This window comes from Streptomyces sp. NPDC006463 (assembly GCF_042870715.1).
Taxonomy (GTDB): Bacteria; Actinomycetota; Actinomycetes; order Streptomycetales; family Streptomycetaceae; genus Streptomyces.
Genome location: NZ_JBIAHP010000022.1, coordinates 115559 through 136346, shown reverse-complemented (window position 1 = coordinate 136346; position 20788 = coordinate 115559). Strand labels below are relative to the sequence as shown.

The window sequence follows — 20788 nt, the reverse complement described above, 5'->3', positions numbered from 1 at the left end:
AACATTGCTCGATATCGCGGAGGTCGGCAGCCTCTCCCGCCCAGGGCCCCCAGGCCCCGGGCCCCGCTCAGGGCGCCGGTACGCGCACGCGGGCGGATTTCCCGAACTCGTCGACGACCACGGAGAGTTCGCCTCCCAGGCCGACGGCCATCAGCTGGACGATCAGCAGGCCGCGACCACCCTCGGAGTCCAGGTCGCCCTCGGCGCGGGGCCCGGGAAGTCGCGGAAGGGCCGCGCCCTGGTCGGTGACCTCCAGCCGGAGCCATCCGCCGTCACAGGCAACTCCCACCCGCATCCGGCCGGCGCCGACGTGCCGGACGACATTGCCGACGAGTTCGCTCACGGCCAGCAGCAGGACGTCCGCCTCCTCGGCCGGGACGCCCCAGCCTTCGAGTACGGCCCGCACCCGGGCCCTGACGCGCGGGACGGTCGCCGGGACCGGGTCGGTGATCCAGTGGACGACATTGCGGACGGCGCTGCCGACGGCGGTGGTGAGCATGACGTGCTCCCGGAGGGGAAAGGCGACGCGCCCACTGGAGCAGCTCGTGCAACTGGGCCCGAAGTCTGATCGCTCATGGGCTTGTGGTCAGCGGAAACGCGTCGCTAGATTGTGATTACACGTGTAACACGCTAACCCTCCCCGGTGAACCGCGCAAGCATTTCGGACAATCCTCGCGAAGCTCTCGCCTGTGCCCGCTCACCGGGCCCCAGCCGGCCGCCCCGGCCGGCGCCGAATTCGGAAGGGCCTCAATGACGCAATCTCCCCCGGCCGAGCCCGACATCGCCGACATGACCTGGCCGCCCCCGCCGTACCTGTCCCCCGTGCCGCCCGTGACCGGCCCGGACGGCATACGCCGCTTCGAGGGGGTCACGTACGCGACCAAGCCGGGCTACCGCCCCCGGCTGCTCGACGTCCAACTACCCGCGGGCGAAGGGCCGTTCCCCGTCGTCGTGTGGATCCACGGCGGCGGCTGGCTGGAGGGCGACCGCCGCTACCCGCCGCCGACCGTGCCCGCCGCGCTGCTGCACGGTTCGGTCCTCACTGCCGGGCTCGCGCTGGTCTCCATCGACTACCGGCACAGTCTCGAAGCGCCCTTCCCGGCACAGCTGCACGACGTGAAGGCCGCGATCCGCTACGTCCGCCGGTTCGCCGCAGACCTCGGCATCGACCCCGAACGGATCGGCGTCTGGGGCGAGTCGGCCGGCGGCCACCTGGCCGCGCTCGCCGGTCTGGTCGGCCCGGGCAGCGCGGGCGGCGCGGAGCTGGAGGGCACGGAAGGGGTCGGCTCCGGGGAGACCGGGGTGCTTGCCGTCGTGGACTGGTACGGCTGCTCCGACCTCGCCGCCCTGGCCGCGCACCCCATGCCGCCGATGCCGCCGGGCGTCGAGTTCCCCGATCCGTACGAGGCCCTGCTCGGCGGAACCGAGGCCGAGCGCCCGGCGCTGGCGCGGGCCGCGAGCCCGGTGACGTACGCCGGGGGCCCGCACCTGCCGCCGTTCCTGCTCGTCCACGGAACCGCGGACGGTCTGGTCCCCTACAGCCAGAGCGAGGCCCTCGCCGGGGCGCTGGAGGACGCCGGGGGCGAGGTCACCCTGGAGCCCGTCGACGGCGCGGACCACATCTTCCTCGGCTCCCCGGACATCCCCGGGATCGTCGCCCGGAGCGTGTCCTTCCTGGCCCGGCACCTCGGCTCCAACGCCCCCTAGTGACGTGCGGCGCGGCCCGGCCGCGCCCCCGTTCTCCCTGATCACGTACGGCCGCGGGCCGGGTCCGCGGCCGCGAGAGGCAGCCATGTCCACACATCCGGCCCCCGCCCGCCGCTCCACCAGACCCGACGGCCCCGCAGGCCCCGGCGCACTCGTCCTGGGCCTCCTGCTCCTGGGGGCCTCCGCGCTGGCGGCCCTCGTGGTCCGCTCCGACGTCGCCGATCCGCCGTTCCAGGCCCTGGACGACCGGTGGCTGGCATGGATGGGCGGCCCGCACGAAGGGCTGTACTCGGCCCTGGCCACAGTCCTGAACTGGTTCGGCGGCCCCTTGGGCGTCGTCGTCCCGCTCGCCCTGCTGCTCCTGCTGCTCCTGCGCAGGCGCTGGGTGTCGGCCGGCTTCCTGCTGCTGGTCTACCTCGGCGGCAACGTGGCCGTCGTACAAGGGCTCAAGCACCTCGTGGACCGGCCTCGCCCGGCCCACCCCCTGGTCCGCGTCGACCACGGCTCCTTCCCGTCCGGGCACTCCGCGTCGGCGGCGCTCCTCGTCGTCATCGTCGGGGCGCTGCTGGTCCCGGCGGCCCGGCGTCGGCCGTGGTGGGCGGCGGGCACGGCCTTCACGCTCGCCATGATGTGGAGCCGTACCTGGCTGCACGCACACTGGCTCACCGACACCGTGGCCGGGGCCGCCGCGGGCGCGGGGGCCGGCCTGGTGGCGTGGTGGCTGCTGCGGCCCGCGCTCGCGCGGGAACACGCACGTGTCCACGGCCGTCGGGGGGCGGCCGCGGACACCCCGGACTCCGCGCCCGCATCAGCCGCCGCTCCTGTGGGGTGATGAGCGGACGCTGATGCGGGCCGCATGTCCGGCCGAGGGGCCGGGGGCGCTTCCCCCGGCCCCTCAGGAGGTCTCGCGGTGGACGAGGACGGCTTCCACGTCCGGCAGTGGCGCCGCCGTGCCGGTCTCGATCAGCTCGTGCACGACGTCCGCGATCCGCGCGGCCGACGGAAGGCCGAGGCGGACCGTGGTGAGCGCGGGCCGCTGGAGTGCGGAGAGGACGAGGTCGTCACAGCCGACCAGGGCGACGTCGTCCGGTACGGCGATTCCCTCGGCCTGGAGCGCGTGCAGGAGCAGCGCGGCGTACTCGTCGTTGTAGGCGAAGACGGAGTCCAGGTTCAGGCTGCGCCACTGCCGGGCGAGGGCGGTCGCGGATTCTCGGGTGTAGGCCAGCTCCACCGGGGTGACGGTGGCCATCTGACGGGCGGCGACCGACTCGGCGCCAGCGAGGCGCGGCTGGGCGAGCGTGCGCAGGCCGCGTTCCTGAGGCATGACGACGCCGATCCGGCTCCGGCCGCGTGCGATGAGGTGCTCGGCGGCGATGGCGCCGATGCGGGCGTGGTCGAAGACGACGGTGTGGACGCCCTCGACGGGATGGGACGCGAAGGCGAGCAGGCCGCGCACCCCGGCGCGGCGCAGCAGTTCGGCCGCCTGGGCGGTGAAACGGTCGCCGTCCATGGCGACGACGGCCGCCGGACGCAGTTCGGCCCAGGCCCGGGCGGCGTCGAGGGGGTCGGCGAATCGGCCCGCGTGGAGCACCGCCGTGTAGCCGTGCCGGTCGAGCTCACTGTGCAGGTCGTCGACCCAGTCGCTGGCGAGGCGGCCGATCGCGGAGACCGCCGATGGCATCAGCACGAGGTTGCTGCGGCCGGCCCGCAGGGACCTGGCGGCGGCGTGCGGTACGTAGCCGAGCTGCCTGGCCGCGTCGAGCACGCGGTCGCGGGTGCTCTGGCTGACGCGGTGGCCCGGGGTGTCGTTGAGCACGAAGGACACGGTGGCGCGCGACACCCCCGCGAGCCGGGCCACGTCCGCGCTCGTGATCGACGCGGGGACGGGTGTGTCTTTGACCATGACGTCCCTCGACGCTCCTTCTGGCTGTGCCGGGCTGCACCTTCTTTCAGGTTACACGAGTTAGATCAAGAGACGTGGGTTGATCAGGCGTACGGGGTCCGCTCGGCCGAGTCGGCCGAGTCGGCCCGGTCCACTCGGTCTACTCGGTCGGCCCGGTCCGCCGGCCCTGCTCGTGCAGGAGCCGGGAGGAGCCGGCGAGGTCGCCGAGGGCGGTGATGACGGAGTCGAAGCGCATCGTGGTGCGCTTCGGCGTGTCGTACGGCTCCCACCGCGGCAGGTCCGGATGGTTCGGGTCGCCGGTGCGGACGAAGGCGATCCAGGCCCGGTGCATGGCGTACGCGAGGCCGTCCCGGACGGCGGGGGCGAGTCCGGCCAGGAAGGGGGCGTGCGACCACTGGTCGAAGTTGTCGAAGACGAAGGGGAGTTCGAGGCAGTGCGCGGCGCCGAGCCGGCCCCCGTGCGCGGGCGTGGGCAGGTCGAACTGGTACGCCCACACGGGCCTGCCCAGTGCGGCCCTGGCCTCGGCCAGCCGCACCGAGGGCACCCGGAAGAGCTCGTCCGTGATCAGGTCCATGAGCACATCGGCCGGGCGGGCGCCGGGCCGGGCGCGCTCGTACACCGCGTACGCCTCGGGGGCGGCCTCGGCGCCGAAGGTCTCGGCGAGCCGGCCGATCACCTGCTCGCGGGTGGCGGCTGCGTACTCCTCGTCGAGCGCGAAGCCGAAGTTGGCCTCTTCCCGGGTCCAGCCGATCATGACGTCGATGCCGGTCGCCGGTCCGTGCAGCAGGGCTTCCACCGGGTGCCGGCTCAGGGTGGCGCCGTCGACCACGGGCAGGAAGGGCGTCGGCCAGTACCCCCACCGCATCGTCTGCGCGAAGAGTCCGGCGCCCGCTCCGATCAGCTCGGGCCAGGGCAGGGCGCGCAGCTCCGCCGCGTCCTTGGCTCCGGCCAGCTCCAGGTAGGCGGCGGTGCGATCCAGGTACGCGTCCGGGTCGGGGAGGTCCAGGCCGAAGGGCGGGCTCTGCAGGACCACCCGCTTGATGAGGCCCTGGGCCTGCGGATGCCCCGCGAGCGCGGCGGTGGACACCGCGCCGCCCGACTGGCCGGCGATCGTGATGGAGTCGGGGTCGCCGCCGAGGGCGGCAATGTTCTCCTTCACCCAGCGCAGGGCGGCGAGCTGGTCGGAGAGCCAGGGATTGCCGATTTCGCCCGGGCCGTCGAGGTAGAGGTAACCCAGGGGCCCGATGCGGTAGTTGACGCTCACGACGACGAGGTCGCCGTCGCGCGCGAAGGTCTCGCCCGAGTACCCGGGCAGCGAGCCCGAACCGGACACGAAGCCGCCGCCGTGGATCCAGACGAGGACCGGGCGGCGGGCGTCGTCGGCGGCGGGCGTCCAGACGTTGAGGGTCAGGCAGTCCTCGTCGAAGGGGGGCGACCCGTGCCCTCCGAGCACCGGGTCGCCGCCTTCCCGGTACAGCTGCGGCGCGCTCGGGCCGTCTGCGGTGGCGTCGCGCGTGCCGCTCCAGCCCGGGTGCGGCCGGGCGGGCCTCCAGCGCAGGTCACCGACCGGCGGTGCGGCGTACGGCACGGCCCGGAAGACGGCGACGCCGCCTTCGATCGCACCGCGGAGCCGCCCTGTGGGCAGGTCCGCCACCGTCGTTTCCTCGTCCGGGGAGTGAGCCATGAGCCGGTCCTTCCTGGTGGCGCGCGGGCTGCGTACCGACACATCAAGACTATTGCGCGATTTTCTCGACCGTCAACTATTCTCGATATTTGGATTCACAGCCACAGGCTGTCCGAGGCCATGCGCTCCGCCTCCGTACGCAGCAGGGGCGCGAAGACCCGCCACAGCACCAGACAGGCTCCGGCGCCGACCAGGGCGCCGGCGAAGGTGTCGGTGAGCCACTGGGCGTGCAGCCAGGTCCTGCTTCCCATCATGGCGAGGACGTACGTGCCCGCGCAGGGCCACCACCAGCGGCGGGCCCGCGGCGGGAAGACCACCAGCGCCACCACGATCACCAGGGTCACGGCACTGAACACCTGGCCGGAGGGGTACGAGCCGTCGTTGACCAGGACGGACGGGTGCGGCGGACGCGGGCGGTCGGCGAGCGCCTTGAGGGGCAGGAGCACCAGGACGTTGGCGCCGACGGTCGCGGTGAAGACGAAGAGCGCCGATCGCCAGCGCCCGTAGACGCAGAGGCAGCCGATCAGCGCGAGCGGCACGACCAGCCCGAGGGGGCCGCCGAGCCGGTCGAGGACGAGGGTGAATCCGCCGCCGTCGACGGCGGATCCGTTCACCGAGGCCGCCCACCGGTCGTCGATGTCCTGGAAGAAGGGGCGCTCGACCACGCGGAGCAGGAGCGCGACGAGCAGCGGTACGACGAGGAGGACGATTCCGCAGCCGAGCGCGTGGCGCGGCGGAGCTGCCGGCAGGTGATGCGGCGGGGGCGGCGGCAGTACACGGGAGGACGGGGGCGCCATGGCGAGCCTTTCACGGACACCGGTCCGCTCCCCTGGGGCGGAGCGGGCACGGGAGGGGACGGAAGGAGCGGCGATCGGGAGCGGTGATCAGGAGCGGTGATCGGGAGCGGTGATCGGGAGCATCGACCGGGAACGTCGGCCGGAAGGCATTCGGGCGGACCTGGCGGCGCGAGCGCCCCGGCGGGCCCAAGGGGGCTCGGCGGTACGGGACTCCCGGCGGTAGCCGGTCGAACTCCCGGCACCCGGTGCGGCTCGCGATGCGCCGCGGGACGCGTGACGCGTGACGCACTGCGGGGCTTGCCCTGACCGTCGGACGGCGGGGGCCGCACAGGGTGGGGGCGGGCGGTGGCGATGGGGTTGTCGCACTGCGGCACGGAGTATCGCCGACACGTGACCACCACCACAAGGGCTGTGGTTACACGTCATGGCACCTGAAATCTCCGGACGGTCACGATCTGCACAACGACCGTGCGCAGTCTCTGGCGGTGGCCGGAAATGGGTGCTACACAGTGTCCAGCGCCGGTGATAACACGTGTAAATGGCGGCTGGCAGGACCGTACCGTCCGCCGCACCTCCCCGCGCCCCGCCGCCCCCGTTCGGCCCCCGCTCATCACCTCCCCGCTCCGTTCCCGAGGAGTCGTCATGGCCTTGCCCGACGTCGTCGATCCCGTTCCCGCGGCCCCCGAGCCTCCCCGCCAGCGCGGTCTGCTGCCCCTGCTGCTGTTCGCCAACGCCGCCATGCTGGCGGTCTACATGGGCGTGGGATCCGTCCTGCTGCCGCTCCAGATCGCCGAGATCGATCCCGGCAACAAGGTCGCGCTCCTCGGCCTGATCGGCGGCGTCAGCTCGGTCTTCGCGACCGCCTTCAACCCGATCGCTGGCGCCCTGTCCGACCGCAGCGGGCGCCGCAGCCCCTGGATCCTGGGCGGCGCCCTCGCCGCGCTCGCCGCCCTGGCCTTCCTGGGCAGCGTGAGCACCGCTCTGCTCGTCGGCATCGGCTGGTGCCTGGTCCAGGCGACCATGAACGTCTACCAGGCGGCGGTCACCGCGATCGTGCCCGACCGCATCCCCGCCGCCCGCCGCGGCACCGCGTCCGCGCTGGTCGGACTGGGACTGCCCATCGGCGGCACGGTCGGCGTCCTCGTCGCCTCACAGACCGCGGACCACCTGCGCACCGGCTACCTCGTCTTCGGCGCCATCGTCGCCGGAGCGGCGCTGCTGCTCACCAGCTTCTGCCGGGACCTGCCCCGCCCCCGGTCCGCCCCGGGCGCGGCCTCCAGAGCCTCCGTAGCCTCCGCGGCCGTCCGGCCCAAGGGCGCCGGGCTCGCCGCCTTCCTCTCGGCCCTCGGCAACCACGACTTCCGGTGGGCCTTCATCGGCCGCGCCCTGATGGTCCTCGGCTACTTCTCCGTCGTCGGCTACCAGCTGTACATCCTCGACGACCACATCACCCTGCCCGCCGGGCTGACCCCGCCCGCCGCGATGGCCGTACTCACCCCGGTGTCGATGGTCGCGATGGCCGTCTCCACCGTGCTCGGCGGTCTGCTGTCCGACCGCCTGAACCGCCGCAAGGTGTTCGTCGGCGTCTCGGCCGCCCTCGCCGGACTCGTCATGGCGGTGCCCGTGGTGAGCCCGACGTGGACCGGCATGCTCGTCTTCAGCGCGCTCAACGGCCTCGCCTTCGGCTGCTTCATGGCCGTGGACACCGCGCTCGTCACCCTGGTCCTCCCCCGCGCCGAGGACGCCGCCCGCGACATGGGCGTACTCAACATCGCCAACGCCGGGCCGCAGGTCGTCGCCCCCTTCGTCGCCTCGGCGATCGTCACGGGCCTGGGCGGCTACACCCCGCTCTTCCTGGCCGGCGGCGCCCTGTCCCTGATCGGCGCGCTCGCCATCCTCCCGATCCGCAACGTGCGCTGACACCGGACTCCGGCGGGCGCACGCCGAGGGTCGCGCGCCCGCCGGTCACCACCCTTCTCACCCTCCTCTCCCTCCCCTTCGAAGGAGCACTCCTGTGAGACGCAAGCGAGTTCTGCCGCTGGCCGCCCTGATGCTGTGCGCTCCGGCCCTGGCCGGCACGGCACCCGCCGCCGCCTCGCCACAGACCATGCCCGCGCCCGCCCCCGTACCCGCGACCGCCGGCCCGCTGCGGATCCTGCTCACCAACGACGACGGCTACAACGCGCCCGGCATCCGGAAGGCGTTCGAGCGGCTGACCGCGGCCGGACACGACGTCACGATCGTCGCCCCGCTCACCAATCAGAGCGGCACGGGTACGAAGATGATGAGCGCCCCCACCCTGACGGTGAAGCACCCCGAGCCGAAGGTGTGGGCCGTCGACGGCACGCCGGGCGACTCCGTCGCCTTCGGCCTGGCCGAGGTCTTCGCGGACGGGGCCCCGGACCTGGTGGTCTCCGGCACCAACTTCGGCCCGAACGTCGCCGGGCTCGCCACCCACTCGGGTACCGTCGGCGGCGCCGTCGCCGCGCTGGAATCCGGCGTCCCCGCCATCGCACTGAGCACCGGCGGTCTGACCGCGCCCGACCCGGTCACCACCGTCAACGCGATGGGCCCCACGCTCGACTTCGCCGTCAAGCTGATCGACCGGCTGCGGGCGCGGGCCCCCCGGTCCGGCCCGCTGCTGCCCAAGGGCGTCGGCCTCAACGTCAACCACCCGGTGGTCGGCGCGGACGGCACGGGTACGGCCGCCGGTGTGTCAGCGACGTTCCAGGATCCGCAGACGCTCCTGGAGCCGGACTTCACCGACTCCGGCGACGGCACCTGGAAGGTGACCGTGAAGGTCGTGCCGCGCCCCGCGGCCAAGGGCGGCGACATCGAGGCCGTGAGCGCGGGCCGGATCGCCGTCAGCCCCATGAACGCCGACTGGAACACCGGCCCGGCCGACCACGCCCTGGCCTCCGCCCTGCTCGCGGGGCTCCGCCCGTAACCCGTCGGACGGCCGGGGGCGCGGCGGTACGCCCGCCCGCCCCCGGTCCTCGATCACACCCAGGAGGACGGATGAAGTGGCCCGGCAAGCGGCTGACTTCGGCAAGACCCCTGCTCGGCACGGCCCTCGCGCTGGCGGCTCTGCTCACCTCGGCTCTGCTCACCTCGGCTCTGCCTGCCGCGGCGCTGCCCGGCGCCGCGGCCCGGTCCGGCGCGTCCGACGGATCGGCGCGCCCGGTGGTCGCCCTCGCGCAGGGCGCCTTGCGGGGGCAGACGCGGGACGGGGCGCAGGAGTTCCTCGGCGTCCCGTACGCCGCTCCCCCGGTCGCAGACGCACGGCTGCGACCGCCGCGGCCGGCGCCCCGGTGGACCGGGGTGCGGGAAGCCGACCGGCAGGCTCCGGCGTGCCTGCAGTTCTCGCCGTTCGGGCTGCGTGATCCGCAGGCCGCCGCGGAGGACTGCCTGTACCTGGACGTGTACCGGCCCCGCACGGCCCGTCCCGGGACGCGGCTCCCGGTCATCTTCTGGATGCACGGCGGCGCGTACAGCCAGGGCACGGGAACCCAGTTCGGCGGGCGCACGATGGCGGATCTCACCCAGACCGTGGTGGTGAGCATCAACTACCGGCTGGGGCAGCTCGGTTATCTGGACCTGCCCGAGCTGACCGAGGGGAGCGGCGCCCCGCGCTCCGGGTCCTTCGGGCTGATGGACCAGATCGCGGCGCTGCGCTGGACGCGGGAGAACATCGCCGCGTTCGGCGGCAATCCGGACAGCGTCACGGTCTCCGGCCAGTCCGCGGGCAGCGGTTCCGTCTGCGCGCTGCTGGCGAGCCCGTCGGCCGCGGGCCTGTTCCACCGGGCCGTGCTGCAGAGCGGACCGTGCACCTTGCTTCGTACGCCCGACAGCGCGCGGGCCCAGGCGCAGGCGCGGACCTTCGCCGCGCAGGCGGGGTGCGCCGGCCCGGCCGGGGTCGCCGCGTGTCTGCGCGGCGCCTCGGGAGCGGCCCTGGTGGAGGCGGCCCGTACGCTGCCCACCCCGGGTCCGGCCTCCGGCGACGGCCTGCTCCCGGTCGATCCCGAGCAGGCGATCCGGACCGGGACGTGGAACAAGGTGCCGGTCCTGATCGGGAGCACCCGTTCAGAGGCCCGACTCTTCGTCGCCCTCAGCCGGCCCGATCTGACGCAGGACCAGTACACGGCGCAGATCATGGCGGGTTACGGGGACGCGGGGGCCGAGGTCCTCGCCCGATATCCGGTGGCGGACCACGGCTCGCCCTACCTCGCGCTGTCGGCCGTCATGACCGACTCGTCCTTCGCCTGCCACACCGCGTGGACGGCTGACCTCTTCGCCTCCCAAGTACCGACGTACGCGTACGAGTTCGACGATCCGCAGTCGCCGACGTTGGCCGGGGCGCAGGTGCCGGGCCTGGACGAGTCGAACGCGCACAGCGCGGAGCTGGCCTACCTGCACGACTTCACGATGGGCGACCGCCCGCTGACCGCGGTGCAGGTCGCGCTGGCGACCCGGATGAAGCGGTACTGGGGCGCCTTCGCCCGCTTCGGCGTACCCGCCGTGCCGGGTCAGACCCGGTGGCCGGCGGTCGTTCCCGGCGCCGGAGCCGCCCCGGCTCTCACCCTCAACCCCATTGCGGCGTCCGTGAGTTCGTCGTTCGCGGCGGACCACCAGTGCGATTTCTGGCGGACCCACCCGCCCCTGCCCTTCTAGCCTGCTAGGAGGTCCGTCGGCGGCGCCGGAGCAGGAGGGTGACGGCCGCCGCCGACACCACCAGGGCTGCCGACACCGTCAGGAGCCACACCGGAATACCGTCGCCCACCGTGAGCAGCTCGTCGTCGTAGACGGTCCGGCGGTACGGGGTGTCCTTGGCGGTGGCGCGCAGTTCGTGGTCGCCGTCGATGCGGCCGGGCTCGGGGAATTCCTGGTCGATCGCGGTGAGGAACACCGGTTTGCCGCCGGTCAGTTCGGCGAGCGGGGTGTCCTTCCTCGCCGTCACGGTGCCCGCGAAGGTCACCTTCGGTGCGGAGCCGCCGATCGTGGAGCCGGGTTCCATGCGGTGGTCGGCGAGCACGTACAGGCCCAGGGACTGCGGGTTCTTCGCCATCCGGGAGAGCCGCATCGGGTAGACGAGCCGGTTGCTGTCGAAACGGATCTTCAGCGGATCCAGGGTGCCCTGCAGCTTCTTGCCCTCCTGCCGCGGGGCGAGGCGGACGGCGACGTACTCCCACTTCTGGTCGACGTAGGGCTTCAGTTCGGCGGCGAGGCCGTCGGGCAGCTTGAAGCCGTTGCTCTCCAGCCAGTTCCGCAGCGCGTCCGGGTCGGTCGCGGTCAGGCGCGCGACGTCGAAGTCGCCGAGCTGCTCCCGGCCGACCACCCCGACCGAAGGGGCGCCGGCGCCTGGCATGGCTCCGGCCATGCGGTCCCCGGAGCCGGCGGAGAAGGGCCAGTCGCCCTCGCGCGGCCAGAAGTAGTGACGGGTCTTCTCCTGCGGCTCGGTCATCTGGGAGAGCTGACCGAACATGGCCCCGTCCGCGAGCTCCACCGTGGCCCGGCCCGGCACCGGCATGATCCAGGCAGCCCGGGGCGCGTCCCCGCGGACGACGAACCGCATCACGATCTGTTCGGTGCGGCCGTCCCAGCGCACGACGGAGGTCTCCTTCTCGACCCCGATCCGCGCGTAGCCCTCAGGGATCATCGCCCCGCATCCGCAGGCCCACGCGGGGCTGATGAGCGAGCCCAACTGCGTCGCGAGCAGGGCGAACAGCAGGACCAGGATTCTTCGTTTCATCCACACGGGGTCTCAGACGACGGCCCGCGTGATCCGGTTCCTCGTGAGCGGGCGGGCGCCGTCGGACACTTCGCCGCCACCCTCCGGTCATTCGGCACTACCCCATGCCGTCCCGAAAGTTGTACATACAACTCTGAGGGAGAAGCGATGACCGCGACGGGGACCGCCCATCCGCCCGCCTTCTGGCTGCGCGACAACTGTCCTCGCGGCGCCTGCCACGACCCGCGCAACGGCCAGGAGCTGTTCCAGATCACCGACCTTCCCGAAGACCTGGCCGTCGGCGCGTCGGCGAGCGAGGGGCCCGGTACGTAGGCCGTGGCCCGCCAGGGCTGCGCGCCGTCGGTGTCGGCGTCGATGACCGGGGCGGTGAACAGGCCCTGCACCCGCTGCGCGGACTGCACCTCCTGGGCGAACCGACGGCGGAACTCGGCGTCCGCCCCGAATTCGGGGCGGGCTCACCTTGATCGCGACGGGCCGGCCGCCGGGGGTGTACGACAGGTACACCTTGCCCGTGCCGTCGGCGCCGAGCTTAGACGTCGCTTCTTATGGCGTGGTCGTTCGTTGAACCGTGCATGACTAACCCCGTTGAGCGGCTAGTGCCGGACGAGTTGTGGATTCTGTTCCGACGGGTGGTGCCGCCAACGGAGGTGAAGCGTCCGCAGGGTGGAGGCCGGCGCCGGGCCGGTGACCGCGAGGCCTTGGCCGCGATCATCTTCGTGGCCACCTCGGGCTGCACCTGGCGGCAGCTCCCTCCGGTGTTCGGCCCGAGCTGGCAGACGGTCTACCGGCGCTTCGCCCAGTGGAGCCAAGCCCGCGTCTGGGCTCGCCTCCATCGCGTCGTTCTCGACGACTTGGCGCAAGAGGACAACTGGACTGGTCTCGTTGAGCGATTGACTCCGTCAGCCTGCGGGCCGCAAAAGGGGGCCACTGACCGGACCGAATCCGACCGACCGCGGCAAGTCAGGATCGAAAATCCACCTGATCACCGACCGCAACGGACTGCCGCTGTCGCTGGGCATCTCCGGCGCCAACATGCACGACAGCCAGGGCCTCGAACCGCTCGTGCGTGGCATTCCACCGATCCGATCCCGCCGAGGGCCTCGTCGACGGCGCCCTGGCAAGCTCCATGCGGACAAGGGCTACGACTACGAACATCTCCGCTGCTGGCTCCGCAAGCGAGGTATTCGGCACCGCACCGCCCGCAGGGGCATCGAGTCTTCACAGCGGTTGGGCCGTCACCGCTGGGTCATCGAGAGGACGGTCTCCTGGCTCGCCGGCTGCCGCCGACCCCACCGCCGCTACGAACGCAAGGCCGAGCACTTCCTCGCCTTCGCCGGGATCGCGGCGACCCTGATCTGCTGCCGCAGGCTGACCAAAGGAGGCGATGCTCACTAGCATCGCCTCCCATGATCACAGTAGTCGCTACCATCGCACTGGCGTTCGCAGGCTATGTAGCCACCTATCTCAACGGCTTGCGCCTGTCGCAGCGCCAAGAACGCATCGCTCGCTTGAATCGGCAGCTCAGCGATTTTTACGGACCGCTGTTCGCCCTCACGGAGGCCAACAGCCGCATCTTCGGCGCGTTCATGGAGCGCAACGCTCGTCCAGACGGCAGGTCGCCCTTCGTGCATGAGATACCGCCTTCCGAAGAGGAACTCGCCGAGTGGCGGTTGTGGGTCAGGACCGTCTTCCTCCCGAACATTCAGGCGATGCGCGACCTCGTCATCAAGCGCGCTGACCTCTTGAGCGAACCAGCGATGCCGCCGATTCTGCTTCAGCTGTGCGCACACGTTTCCGGCTACGAGATCACAGCCGCCCGGTGGGAGCAGGGCAGCTACGACGAACACCTGTCCGTGGTGCCCTTCCCCAGTGAGGAGATAGCCGCATACGCGCGACACGGGTTCGCGGGCCTGAAGCAGCAGCAGGGCCGGTTGCTTGGGCGACGGTAGGACAGCTGACCAAGAACGACCTCTTAGGACTGTCCCGTAATCCCCGGCGGGCGCACGACGCCGGCTACGGCACCTCGCCGCGTTGTCGGAACGCCCGAATACGCCCAGTATGGGGGCACCCCTCCGCCTTGCGGTGCACCGCATCCGACGCCGTGCGCTGACCCACCGGGGATTACGGGACAGCCCTTTGGCGGCCAGCCGGTACCCGGCGATGGTGGTCGGGTCGTCTCCCGCGAGCGGCTGGAAGACCTGCGGGGTAGTGTTCCGCCCCGGCTGCTGACCACTCCTCAACTCATGTCTCCCACGCAGTACTCGCCTGTCGACCGGCACCCCTACCGGGCGTCCCGGCCCCTGCTCACACCGGTGGCCGCGCGCAGCCCCGCAGCAGCTCGGGGGTGACGTCCTCCAGGGACGCGGCGAAGGTCCGCGGCGGCGACGCGGGGACCGGCAGCAGGGACGGGACCACCAGGACCCCGCATCCGGCCGCCTCCGCCGAGGCCGCGCCGTCCGGCGAGTCCTCCACCGCCACGCACGCCTCCGGTACGAGGCCCAGCCGCCCGGCGGCCACCCGGTAGGGGTCCGGGTGCGGCTTGGTCCGTACGGTGTCGTCGGCGGACAGGGTGAAGGCGAACGGGACGTGCGCCAGCGAGCCGCCGACCACCGAGTCCACGACCACCCGCGGCGAGGCGCTGACCAGCGCGAAGGGCACGCCCTGCGCCTCCAGGGCGGTCAGCAGCCGTTGGGCGCCGGGCCGCATCGGGGCGCCCGCCTGCACCCGGCGGAAGAAGTCCTCGGTGAGGGCCGCTCCGACCTCCTGCGGGTCTCCCCCGCCCGCGACCCGTACGAGGTGGGCCGCGGTGTCCTCCACGGCGCGGCCGACCACCTCCGGAGCGTCCGCGTCGGTGAGCCGGTGGCCGAGGCCGCCGGCTATCTCCTCGGTCGTCCGCCACCACAGCACCTCGGTGTCGACGAGGGTGCCGTCCATGTCGAAGAGGACCGCGGCGAGGGTACTCACGCGGGCCTGGCCACGACGAGCACGGGCCGCTCGGCCAGTCCCACGGCGGCCCGGGCGCCGGGCACGAGGGCGCCCGCGTCCCGCGAAGGCAGGTCGGCCTTGACGGGCACGCCGCCGGGCAGCTCCAGGTGGAGGCGGGTCACCGAGCCGAAGAAGGAGGCGGAGACGACCGTGGCCGTGCCCTCGGCGTCGGCGGTCGCCGTCACGTTCTCGGGACGTACGAGGACCTCCACGTCCGGTGTCGGGGGGACGGGGCCGTCCACCGGGAGGCGTACGCCCGCCACGGCCACCAGGCCGGAGTCGGTGAGCTGCCCGGGGAGCCGGTTCATGGTGCCGACGAACTCGGCGACGAACGGTGTCGCGGGACGCTCGTACAACTCGGCCGGGGCGGCGCACTGTTCGAGCCGGCCCGCGTTCAGGACGGCGACCCGGTCGGCCATCGACAGCGCCTCTTCCTGGTCGTGGGTGACGAACACGGTGGTGATGCCGAGGGACAGCTGGAGCCTGCGGATCTCCTCGCGCAGGTTCGACCGCACCTTGGCGTCCAGCGCGGAGAGCGGCTCGTCGAGCAGGAGCACGCGCGGGCGCAGGGCCAGGGCGCGGGCGAGCGCGACGCGCTGCTGCTGGCCGCCGGACATCTGGTGCGGGTAGCGGTCGCCGTGGTCGGGGAGGCCCACCAGGTCCAGGAGTTCGGCGGCCCGCTCGCGGCGCTCGGCCGCGCCGACCTTGCGCACGCGCAGGCCGAAGGCGACGTTGTCGCGCGCGCTCAGGTTCGGGAAGAGGCTGTACGACTGGAAGACCATCCCGGCGTCGCGGCGGTTGGCCGGGACCCGGGTGATGTCCTGGCCGTCGACCAGGACTTCGCCGGAGTCGGGCTGCTCGAAACCGGCGACGACGCGCAGGGCGGTGGTCTTTCCGCAGCCCGACGGGCCGAGCAGGGCGAGGAGTTCGCCGGGCTCGACGGTCAGGTCGAGGCCGTCGAGGGCGACGGTGGAGCCGAACGCCCGGCGCAGGCCGCGGAACTCGACGCGGGCGCCCGCGGGGGCCGCGGAATCGGCCGCCGGCTTCCCGGCGGCGGGAAGGGTGGTGGACATGGAGGTCAGGACTCCTTGCGGGAGGTGGTGGCGGGTGCGGCCGCGGCGGTGGACGGGGCGGTTCCGGCCCGCGAGAGGGCGAGCAGCAGCAGCCAGGTGATCAGGAGGCTGAGGACGGACACGGCCACGGACATGCGGGCCTGGGCTCCGGAGATCGACACGATCCACACGGCGAAGGGCCGGAACCCGAGGAGGGAGGCGATGGTGAACTCGCCGAGCACCAGGGCCAGGGTGAGGAAGGCGGCGCCCGCGATCGAGGCCCGCAGGTTCGGCAGGAGCACCCGCAGGACCACGTACGGCCAGCTCGCGCCGCAGTTGCGGGCCGCCTCGACCAGCGTGGGCACGTCGACGGCGCGCAGGCCGGCGTCGAGCGAGCGGTAGACGAAGGGCAGCGCCAGCACCGTGTAGGCGAGGACCAGGACGAAGGGGAAGTTCTCGTTCTGGACGGCGAGGAAGGTCTGGTAGAGCGGGGTCCGCGACAGGTGCTCCGGTCCCCAGCGCAGCACGGTGGTGATCCCGGTGACGAGGGCGATCGGCGGCACCACCAGCGGCAGCATGCACATGATCTCGACGACGGGACGCAGCCGCGGGGAGCCGAGACGTACGCCGATCAGCGCGGGCACGGCGAGCAGCAGCGACAGCGCGATGGTCGCGGCGGCCAGGCCGAGGGAGAGCAGCAGGCTCTCGGTGAAGCCGTCGGCGGAGAGCAGTTCGGTGTACGCCTCGAAGGTGATGCCCTGGCCGGGCACGTGCACGGTGAAGACGAAGGAGGCCAGGAGCGGGAGGAGGAAGTACGCGCCCGCCAGTACGAGCACGGCTCCGCGCCACACCGCGGGCCTGCGGCGCCGTCCCCCGGCCCGGGCCGGGTGACGGTCGCCGGACGCGTCGCCGGTGGTCCGCGGTGCCGTGTCGGACGGGGCGGGTGAGGTCATCGCAGCCATCGGGCGCTCCGTCGCTGGAGGGGCAGGTAGACCGCCATGACCAGGCCGGCGATCAGGATCATGTCGAGACCGAGGGCGAGCGCCACGTTCTCCTGGCCGGTGAGCACGTTGCCGGACAGCGCGTCCGCGATCTTGAGGGTGACCAGCGGGACGGAACCGCCGACGAGCGCCGCGGCCGTCGCGTGCGCGGCGAACGCGGTGCCGAACAGGAGCACGAACCCGCCGAGCAGGGAGGGCGCGAGCACCGGCAGGCCGACGTGGCGCCAGAACTGCCATCCGGTGGCCCCGCTGTTCTGGGCGGCCTCGCGCCATTGCGGACGCAGGCCCTCCAGCGCCGGGGCGATCACCAGCACCATCAGCGGGATCAGGAAGTACAGGTACACCACGGCGAGACCGGTGAAGGAGTACAGGCTCCAGCCGAGGCTCGTGAGGTCGGCGAGCTGGGTGACGACTCCGGAGATGCCGACGGTGGCGATGAACGCGAAGGCGAGCGGGACGCCGCCGAAGTTCGCGAGCACGCCCGAGGCGGTCAGTGCCGCGCTGCGCAGGGCGCCGGAGCGGGAGGTGACCACGGCCTGGGCGATGAGGACGCCGAGGACCGAACCGATCAGCGCGGTGAGCGCGGAGAGCTGGACGCTGCCGACGAGCGAGCCGAGGTAAGGGCCCTGCAGGGAGCGGGCGAGGTGCTCGCCGGTGAGCCGGGTGGCGCCGGTCGCCGGGTCCGTGCGGGTGATCGCGCCGAAGGCGATGGCGCCGAGCGGCACGCCGAAGCAGAGTCCGGTGAAGGCCAGCAGCGGGAGGGCGGCGAGCCAGGTGCGGGGGCCGCGCCGCCGGCGGCTGGTGCCGCCGGCGGCGCGGGAGAGGGTGGTCGACATCAGGAGAGGGCCTTGTCCCACTTCTCGGCGAGGGTGGCCTTGGCCTTGTCGAGCTCCGCGGAGGCGGGGAACGCAGGCGTGCCCTGGACCTGCGGGAGCTTGGTGACGGCGTCCTTGTCGACGGTGCCGTCCTGGGTCATGACGGGCAGCAGGACCGGGCGGGCGTGGCCCTTCAGCCACAGGTTCTGGCCGTCGGCGCTGTACAGGAACTCCATCCACAGGCGGGCGGCCGCCGGGTTCGGGGCCTCCTTGTTGATGGCCTGCGAGTAGAACTGGGCGTAGACGCCGTCGGTGGGGACGGCGACCTTCCAGTCGACGCCCTTGCCCTTGAACTGCTCGGCGTAGCCGGCGTTCAGGTAGTCCCAGTCGATGGAGATGGGCGTCTCGCCCTTCTCGACGGTGGCCGGGGTGGACTCGACCGGGATGAAGTTCCCGCTCTTCTTCAGCTGGCCGAAGAAGTCGATGCCGGGCTGGATGTCTGCGAAGGAGCCCTTGTTGGCGAGGGCGGCCGCGTAGACGCCGCCGAAGGCCGAGCCGGACTTGGTGGGGTTGCCGTTGAGGGCGACCTTGCCCTTGTACTCGGGCTTGAGCAGGTCGGCGAAGGTCTGCGGGCAGGTGGGGATCTTCGCGGCGTCGCAGCCGATGGAGACGTAGCCGCCGTAGTCGTTGTACCAGCGGCCGTCGGCGTCCTTCTGACCGGCCGGGATCTTGTCCCAGGCGGTGACCTTGTACGGGGCGAAGAGGTTCTCCGCGGCGCCGCTGCGGGCGAAGGCGATGCCCAGGTCCATCACGTCGGGGGCGCGCTTTTGGCCCTTGCGGGACTTGACGGCGGCGATCTCGTCTGAGCTGGAGGCGTCCGGGTTCTCGCTGTTGACCTTGATCTTGTACTTGGCCTCGAAGGCCTTGATGATCTCGCCGTAGTTCGCCCAGTCCGGCGGCAGCGCGATCACATTGAGCTGACCCTCCTTCTGCGCGGCGGCGACGAGGGCTTCCATCGAGCCGAAGTCGGCGACCGAAGCGGCGGCGCCCGGCTGCACGTTGCCCTTCGCGTCGCCGGCGGCGCCGGGCTTGGGGTCGGGTGCGGCACCACACGCGCTGAGTGTGGTGAGGACGGCGGCGCTGAGCAGAACGGCCGCACCGCGACGGGCGGAGGAACTGAGCACGGTCTCTCCCGGAGACGAAGGGGGAATCACTTGTCTGGACAAGTTGGCTCCAGTTCGCCCGGGTCCGCTGTACGGACGGTGAACGGCGGCTGTCCCGGGGAGCACGGCTCGACGAAGAGACGAGAATGACCTGAGGATCGGCGGCACGACCTGCTGGAATGATCATGAGAAGTGGAGACGGGCGCACGGCGAGCAGGGGGCGGAACGGCATGGGCACGGGTATGGGCACGGGCACGGTCCGGTATCTGGAGATCGCCGAGGCACTGCGCAGCGCGATCGTCTCCGGCGAACTCCCGGTGGGCGCGCAGCTGCCCTCCGAGAGCGATCTGGCGGCTCGCTGGTCCGCCTCGCGCGGGACGGTCCGCCAGGCGGTCGCCACGCTGGCCGCGGAGGGGCTGATCGGCTCCCGCCAGGGCGCGCGCCGGACCGTCCTGCGCCATGAGCGCCGGCACAGCTTCGGCGAGCTGAACAGCTTCGCCCAGTGGGCCGAGGGGGTCGGGCACCGGGCCGACAGCCGCTTCCTGTCCCGGACCCGCCGGCCGGCCACGGCCGAGGAGGCGGAGCGGCTCGCCCTGGACCCGGGTACGGAGATCCTCGCCGTGCTGCGGCTGCGCCTGCTCGACGGGGAGCCCACCATGGTGGAGCGGACCGCCTACGCCGACTGGGTCGCGGCGGGCGTCGAGGCGCTGCCGACGGACTGCCGCTCCGTCATGGACAGCCTGGCCCAGAACTCCGGGATCGTCGCCCACCACGGCGAGCACCTCATCGACGCCCTGGCGGCGGGCAGCGAGGACGCCCGGCTGCTGGAGATCCGGCGAGGCAGTCCGCTGCTGCGCCAGCGCCACGTCTCGGCCACCGCGGCGGGCCGCCCGATCGAGTGGTCCGACGACCGCTACCGGGCGGGCAGCGTCACCTTCAGTGTGAGCAACTCGGCGGTAGCCACCCCCTTGGAACGGCGGGCCGGCGACGGCTGACCGCTACGGCGCGGCTTCGGCGACCGCGCCCGGCAGCCAGTCTGCGACCCGGCCGAAGCCGAAACCCAGGGCGGCGGCCCGGCCGTTGTCCATGGCGTAGGCCCGGTCGAAGGAGAACGGCGAGGCGGCGGCGGACTCCCCGACGACCCGGTACCGCGGCCGCCGCCCGAGCCGTGCCCCGACCGCCTCGCACAGCGCGGTCACGTCCATGGCGCCGTGGGAGGCCGCGTTGAGGGGCCCGGTGAAGCTCTGCCCCGCAGCCCAGTGCAGGAGGTCCGCGATCTCCTCGTGGTGGATGAACGAGGTTGCGTACGGGGCCTCGTGCACGTCGACCGGAACCCCGGCGGCAATGCGCTCGACGTAGTGCGCCAGGCGCCCGGTGAAGTCCTGGCGGCCGCCGCCGAGTACGTGCGCGGTCCGTACGCTGACGTACGGGAAGGCCGGCTCGCGCAGGAAGACCGCCTCGGCCCGCCGCTTCCCCTCGGCGTAGGCGTGCGCGGGACCGAGCCCTCCTGCCCGCGGGGCTAGCGGCGCCCGCACCGGGTCGAGGGCCTCCTCCGCGACGGGCACCCGGCCGCCGGCCGGCGGACCGGGCAGGGTGGCCGGGTCGTACACCTCCATCGTCGAGGTCATGACGTAGCGGCCGGTGCGGCCGGCGAAGACCCGCCGGGCGACGGCGGCCTGGCGCGGCGTGTAGCAGACCTGGTCGACGACGACGTCGAAGGCGCGCCGGCCGAGAGCGGCCCGCAGCCCGTCCTCGTCCTCGCGGTCGGCGACGAGGTGGCCGACGCCCGCGGGCGGGGCGCTGGATCCGCGGTTGACGACCGTGACCGCGTGGCCCGCGTCGCGCACCCGGGTGACCAGGGTCTTTCCGAAGTACCGGCTCCCGCCGATGACAAGAATCTTCTGCATGCGTCCGACCCTGCCGCTGTATCGT

At 72.7% G+C, this 20788-nt stretch carries 19 protein-coding genes and 2 pseudogenes; 9 read left to right on the top strand and 12 right to left on the bottom strand.

Features of this window, described 5'->3' with window-relative positions; translation table 11 throughout:
- Positions 1-67 precede the first annotated feature (67 nt).
- Positions 68-499, bottom strand: coding sequence for an ATP-binding protein (locus ACFYOB_RS32050; protein ID WP_388565868.1), 432 nt, complete (start codon positions 497-499; stop codon positions 68-70).
- A gap of 251 nt (positions 500-750) precedes the next feature.
- Between ACFYOB_RS32050 and ACFYOB_RS32045 the strand changes: the two genes are divergently transcribed.
- Together ACFYOB_RS32045 and ACFYOB_RS32040 are read left to right on the top strand one after the other, a co-directional pair.
- Positions 751-1707, top strand: coding sequence for an alpha/beta hydrolase fold domain-containing protein (locus ACFYOB_RS32045; RefSeq protein ID WP_388565865.1), 957 nt, complete (start codon positions 751-753; stop codon positions 1705-1707).
- 85 nt (positions 1708-1792) lie between these two features.
- Entirely contained in the window at positions 1793-2539 is a 747-nt protein-coding gene (locus ACFYOB_RS32040; protein ID WP_388565862.1) for a phosphatase PAP2 family protein, read from the top strand.
- A gap of 63 nt (positions 2540-2602) precedes the next feature.
- On the opposite strand, the gene ACFYOB_RS32035 is transcribed toward ACFYOB_RS32040, so the two are convergent.
- From ACFYOB_RS32035 to ACFYOB_RS32025, 3 genes are all read right to left on the bottom strand, one after another.
- Positions 2603-3610, bottom strand: coding sequence for a LacI family DNA-binding transcriptional regulator (locus ACFYOB_RS32035; protein WP_388565858.1), 1008 nt, complete (start codon positions 3608-3610; stop codon positions 2603-2605).
- A 139-nt stretch (positions 3611-3749) separates the two neighbouring features.
- Complete coding sequence (locus ACFYOB_RS32030; RefSeq protein ID WP_388565856.1) at positions 3750-5294, bottom strand: carboxylesterase/lipase family protein; 1545 nt, start codon at positions 5292-5294, stop codon at positions 3750-3752.
- 95 nt (positions 5295-5389) lie between these two features.
- A complete protein-coding gene (locus ACFYOB_RS32025; protein WP_388565853.1) occupies positions 5390-6091 on the bottom strand; it encodes a phosphatase PAP2 family protein in 702 nt (233 codons plus the stop codon).
- Positions 6092-6733: 642 nt separating this feature from the next.
- Between ACFYOB_RS32025 and ACFYOB_RS32020 the strand changes: the two genes are divergently transcribed.
- The 3 genes from ACFYOB_RS32020 (at position 6734) to ACFYOB_RS32010 (ending at position 10762) form a co-directional block, all read left to right on the top strand.
- A complete protein-coding gene (locus tag ACFYOB_RS32020; protein WP_388565850.1) occupies positions 6734-8011 on the top strand; it encodes an MFS transporter in 1278 nt (425 codons plus the stop codon).
- A 94-nt stretch (positions 8012-8105) separates the two neighbouring features.
- Positions 8106-9038 (top strand): 5'/3'-nucleotidase SurE, encoded by a 933-nt coding sequence (gene surE, locus ACFYOB_RS32015; protein WP_388565848.1) that lies wholly within the window; start codon positions 8106-8108, stop codon positions 9036-9038.
- 71 nt (positions 9039-9109) lie between these two features.
- Positions 9110-10762, top strand: a complete 1653-nt coding sequence (locus ACFYOB_RS32010) for a carboxylesterase/lipase family protein (protein WP_388565845.1) — start codon at positions 9110-9112, stop codon at positions 10760-10762.
- 4 nt (positions 10763-10766) lie between these two features.
- On the opposite strand, the gene ACFYOB_RS32005 is transcribed toward ACFYOB_RS32010, so the two are convergent.
- Entirely contained in the window at positions 10767-11840 is a 1074-nt protein-coding gene (locus ACFYOB_RS32005) for a DUF2330 domain-containing protein (RefSeq protein ID WP_388565842.1), read from the bottom strand.
- 147 nt (positions 11841-11987) lie between these two features.
- On the opposite strand from ACFYOB_RS32005, the gene ACFYOB_RS32000 reads away from it, so the two are divergent.
- Positions 11988-12152: a hypothetical protein gene (locus tag ACFYOB_RS32000; RefSeq protein WP_388565840.1), complete on the top strand. Its 165-nt coding sequence runs from the start codon at positions 11988-11990 to the stop codon at positions 12150-12152.
- On the opposite strand, the pseudogene ACFYOB_RS31995 reads toward ACFYOB_RS32000, so the two are convergent.
- Positions 12122-12374: pseudogene (locus tag ACFYOB_RS31995) on the bottom strand (serine/threonine protein kinase); the annotation flags it as partial. The gene ACFYOB_RS32000 and the pseudogene ACFYOB_RS31995 sit on opposite strands and share 31 nt — an antisense overlap.
- A gap of 38 nt (positions 12375-12412) precedes the next feature.
- Here ACFYOB_RS31995 and ACFYOB_RS31990 point away from each other — a divergent pair.
- Both ACFYOB_RS31990 and ACFYOB_RS31985 read left to right on the top strand, forming a co-directional pair.
- A pseudogene (locus ACFYOB_RS31990) lies at positions 12413-13235 on the top strand (IS5 family transposase).
- 11 nt (positions 13236-13246) lie between these two features.
- Positions 13247-13789 carry a hypothetical protein gene (locus ACFYOB_RS31985; RefSeq protein WP_388565837.1) on the top strand — a complete coding sequence of 181 codons (543 nt, stop codon included), beginning with the start codon at positions 13247-13249 and terminating at the stop codon, positions 13787-13789.
- A 355-nt stretch (positions 13790-14144) separates the two neighbouring features.
- Here the strand turns inward: ACFYOB_RS31985 and ACFYOB_RS31980 are convergent, their stop codons facing one another.
- Genes ACFYOB_RS31980 through ACFYOB_RS31960 form a run of 5 tightly spaced genes read right to left on the bottom strand, consistent with a single transcriptional unit; the run spans position 14145 to position 18877 of the window.
- Positions 14145-14804, bottom strand: coding sequence for an HAD family hydrolase (locus ACFYOB_RS31980; protein WP_388565834.1), 660 nt, complete (start codon positions 14802-14804; stop codon positions 14145-14147).
- Positions 14801-15898 carry an ABC transporter ATP-binding protein gene (locus tag ACFYOB_RS31975; RefSeq protein ID WP_388565831.1) on the bottom strand — a complete coding sequence of 366 codons (1098 nt, stop codon included), beginning with the start codon at positions 15896-15898 and terminating at the stop codon, positions 14801-14803. Before ACFYOB_RS31975 ends, ACFYOB_RS31980 begins: the two co-directional genes overlap by 4 nt.
- Positions 15899-15903: 5 nt before the next feature.
- Positions 15904-16839, bottom strand: a complete 936-nt coding sequence (locus tag ACFYOB_RS31970) for an ABC transporter permease (protein ID WP_388565828.1) — start codon at positions 16837-16839, stop codon at positions 15904-15906.
- Positions 16827-17714: an ABC transporter permease gene (locus tag ACFYOB_RS31965; protein ID WP_388565825.1), complete on the bottom strand. Its 888-nt coding sequence runs from the start codon at positions 17712-17714 to the stop codon at positions 16827-16829. The genes ACFYOB_RS31970 and ACFYOB_RS31965 overlap by 13 nt, the downstream gene beginning before the upstream one ends.
- Positions 17714-18877, bottom strand: coding sequence for an ABC transporter substrate-binding protein (locus tag ACFYOB_RS31960; protein WP_388565823.1), 1164 nt, complete (start codon positions 18875-18877; stop codon positions 17714-17716). Before ACFYOB_RS31960 ends, ACFYOB_RS31965 begins: the two co-directional genes overlap by 1 nt.
- Positions 18878-19098: 221 nt before the next feature.
- Here ACFYOB_RS31960 and ACFYOB_RS31955 point away from each other — a divergent pair, with 221 nt between their 5' ends.
- Positions 19099-19851 carry a GntR family transcriptional regulator gene (locus ACFYOB_RS31955; protein ID WP_388565913.1) on the top strand — a complete coding sequence of 251 codons (753 nt, stop codon included), beginning with the start codon at positions 19099-19101 and terminating at the stop codon, positions 19849-19851.
- A 3-nt stretch (positions 19852-19854) separates the two neighbouring features.
- Here the strand turns inward: ACFYOB_RS31955 and ACFYOB_RS31950 are convergent, their stop codons facing one another.
- Positions 19855-20763, bottom strand: coding sequence for an NAD-dependent epimerase/dehydratase family protein (locus ACFYOB_RS31950; RefSeq protein WP_388565820.1), 909 nt, complete (start codon positions 20761-20763; stop codon positions 19855-19857).
- Between the last annotated feature and the right edge of the window lie 25 nt (positions 20764-20788).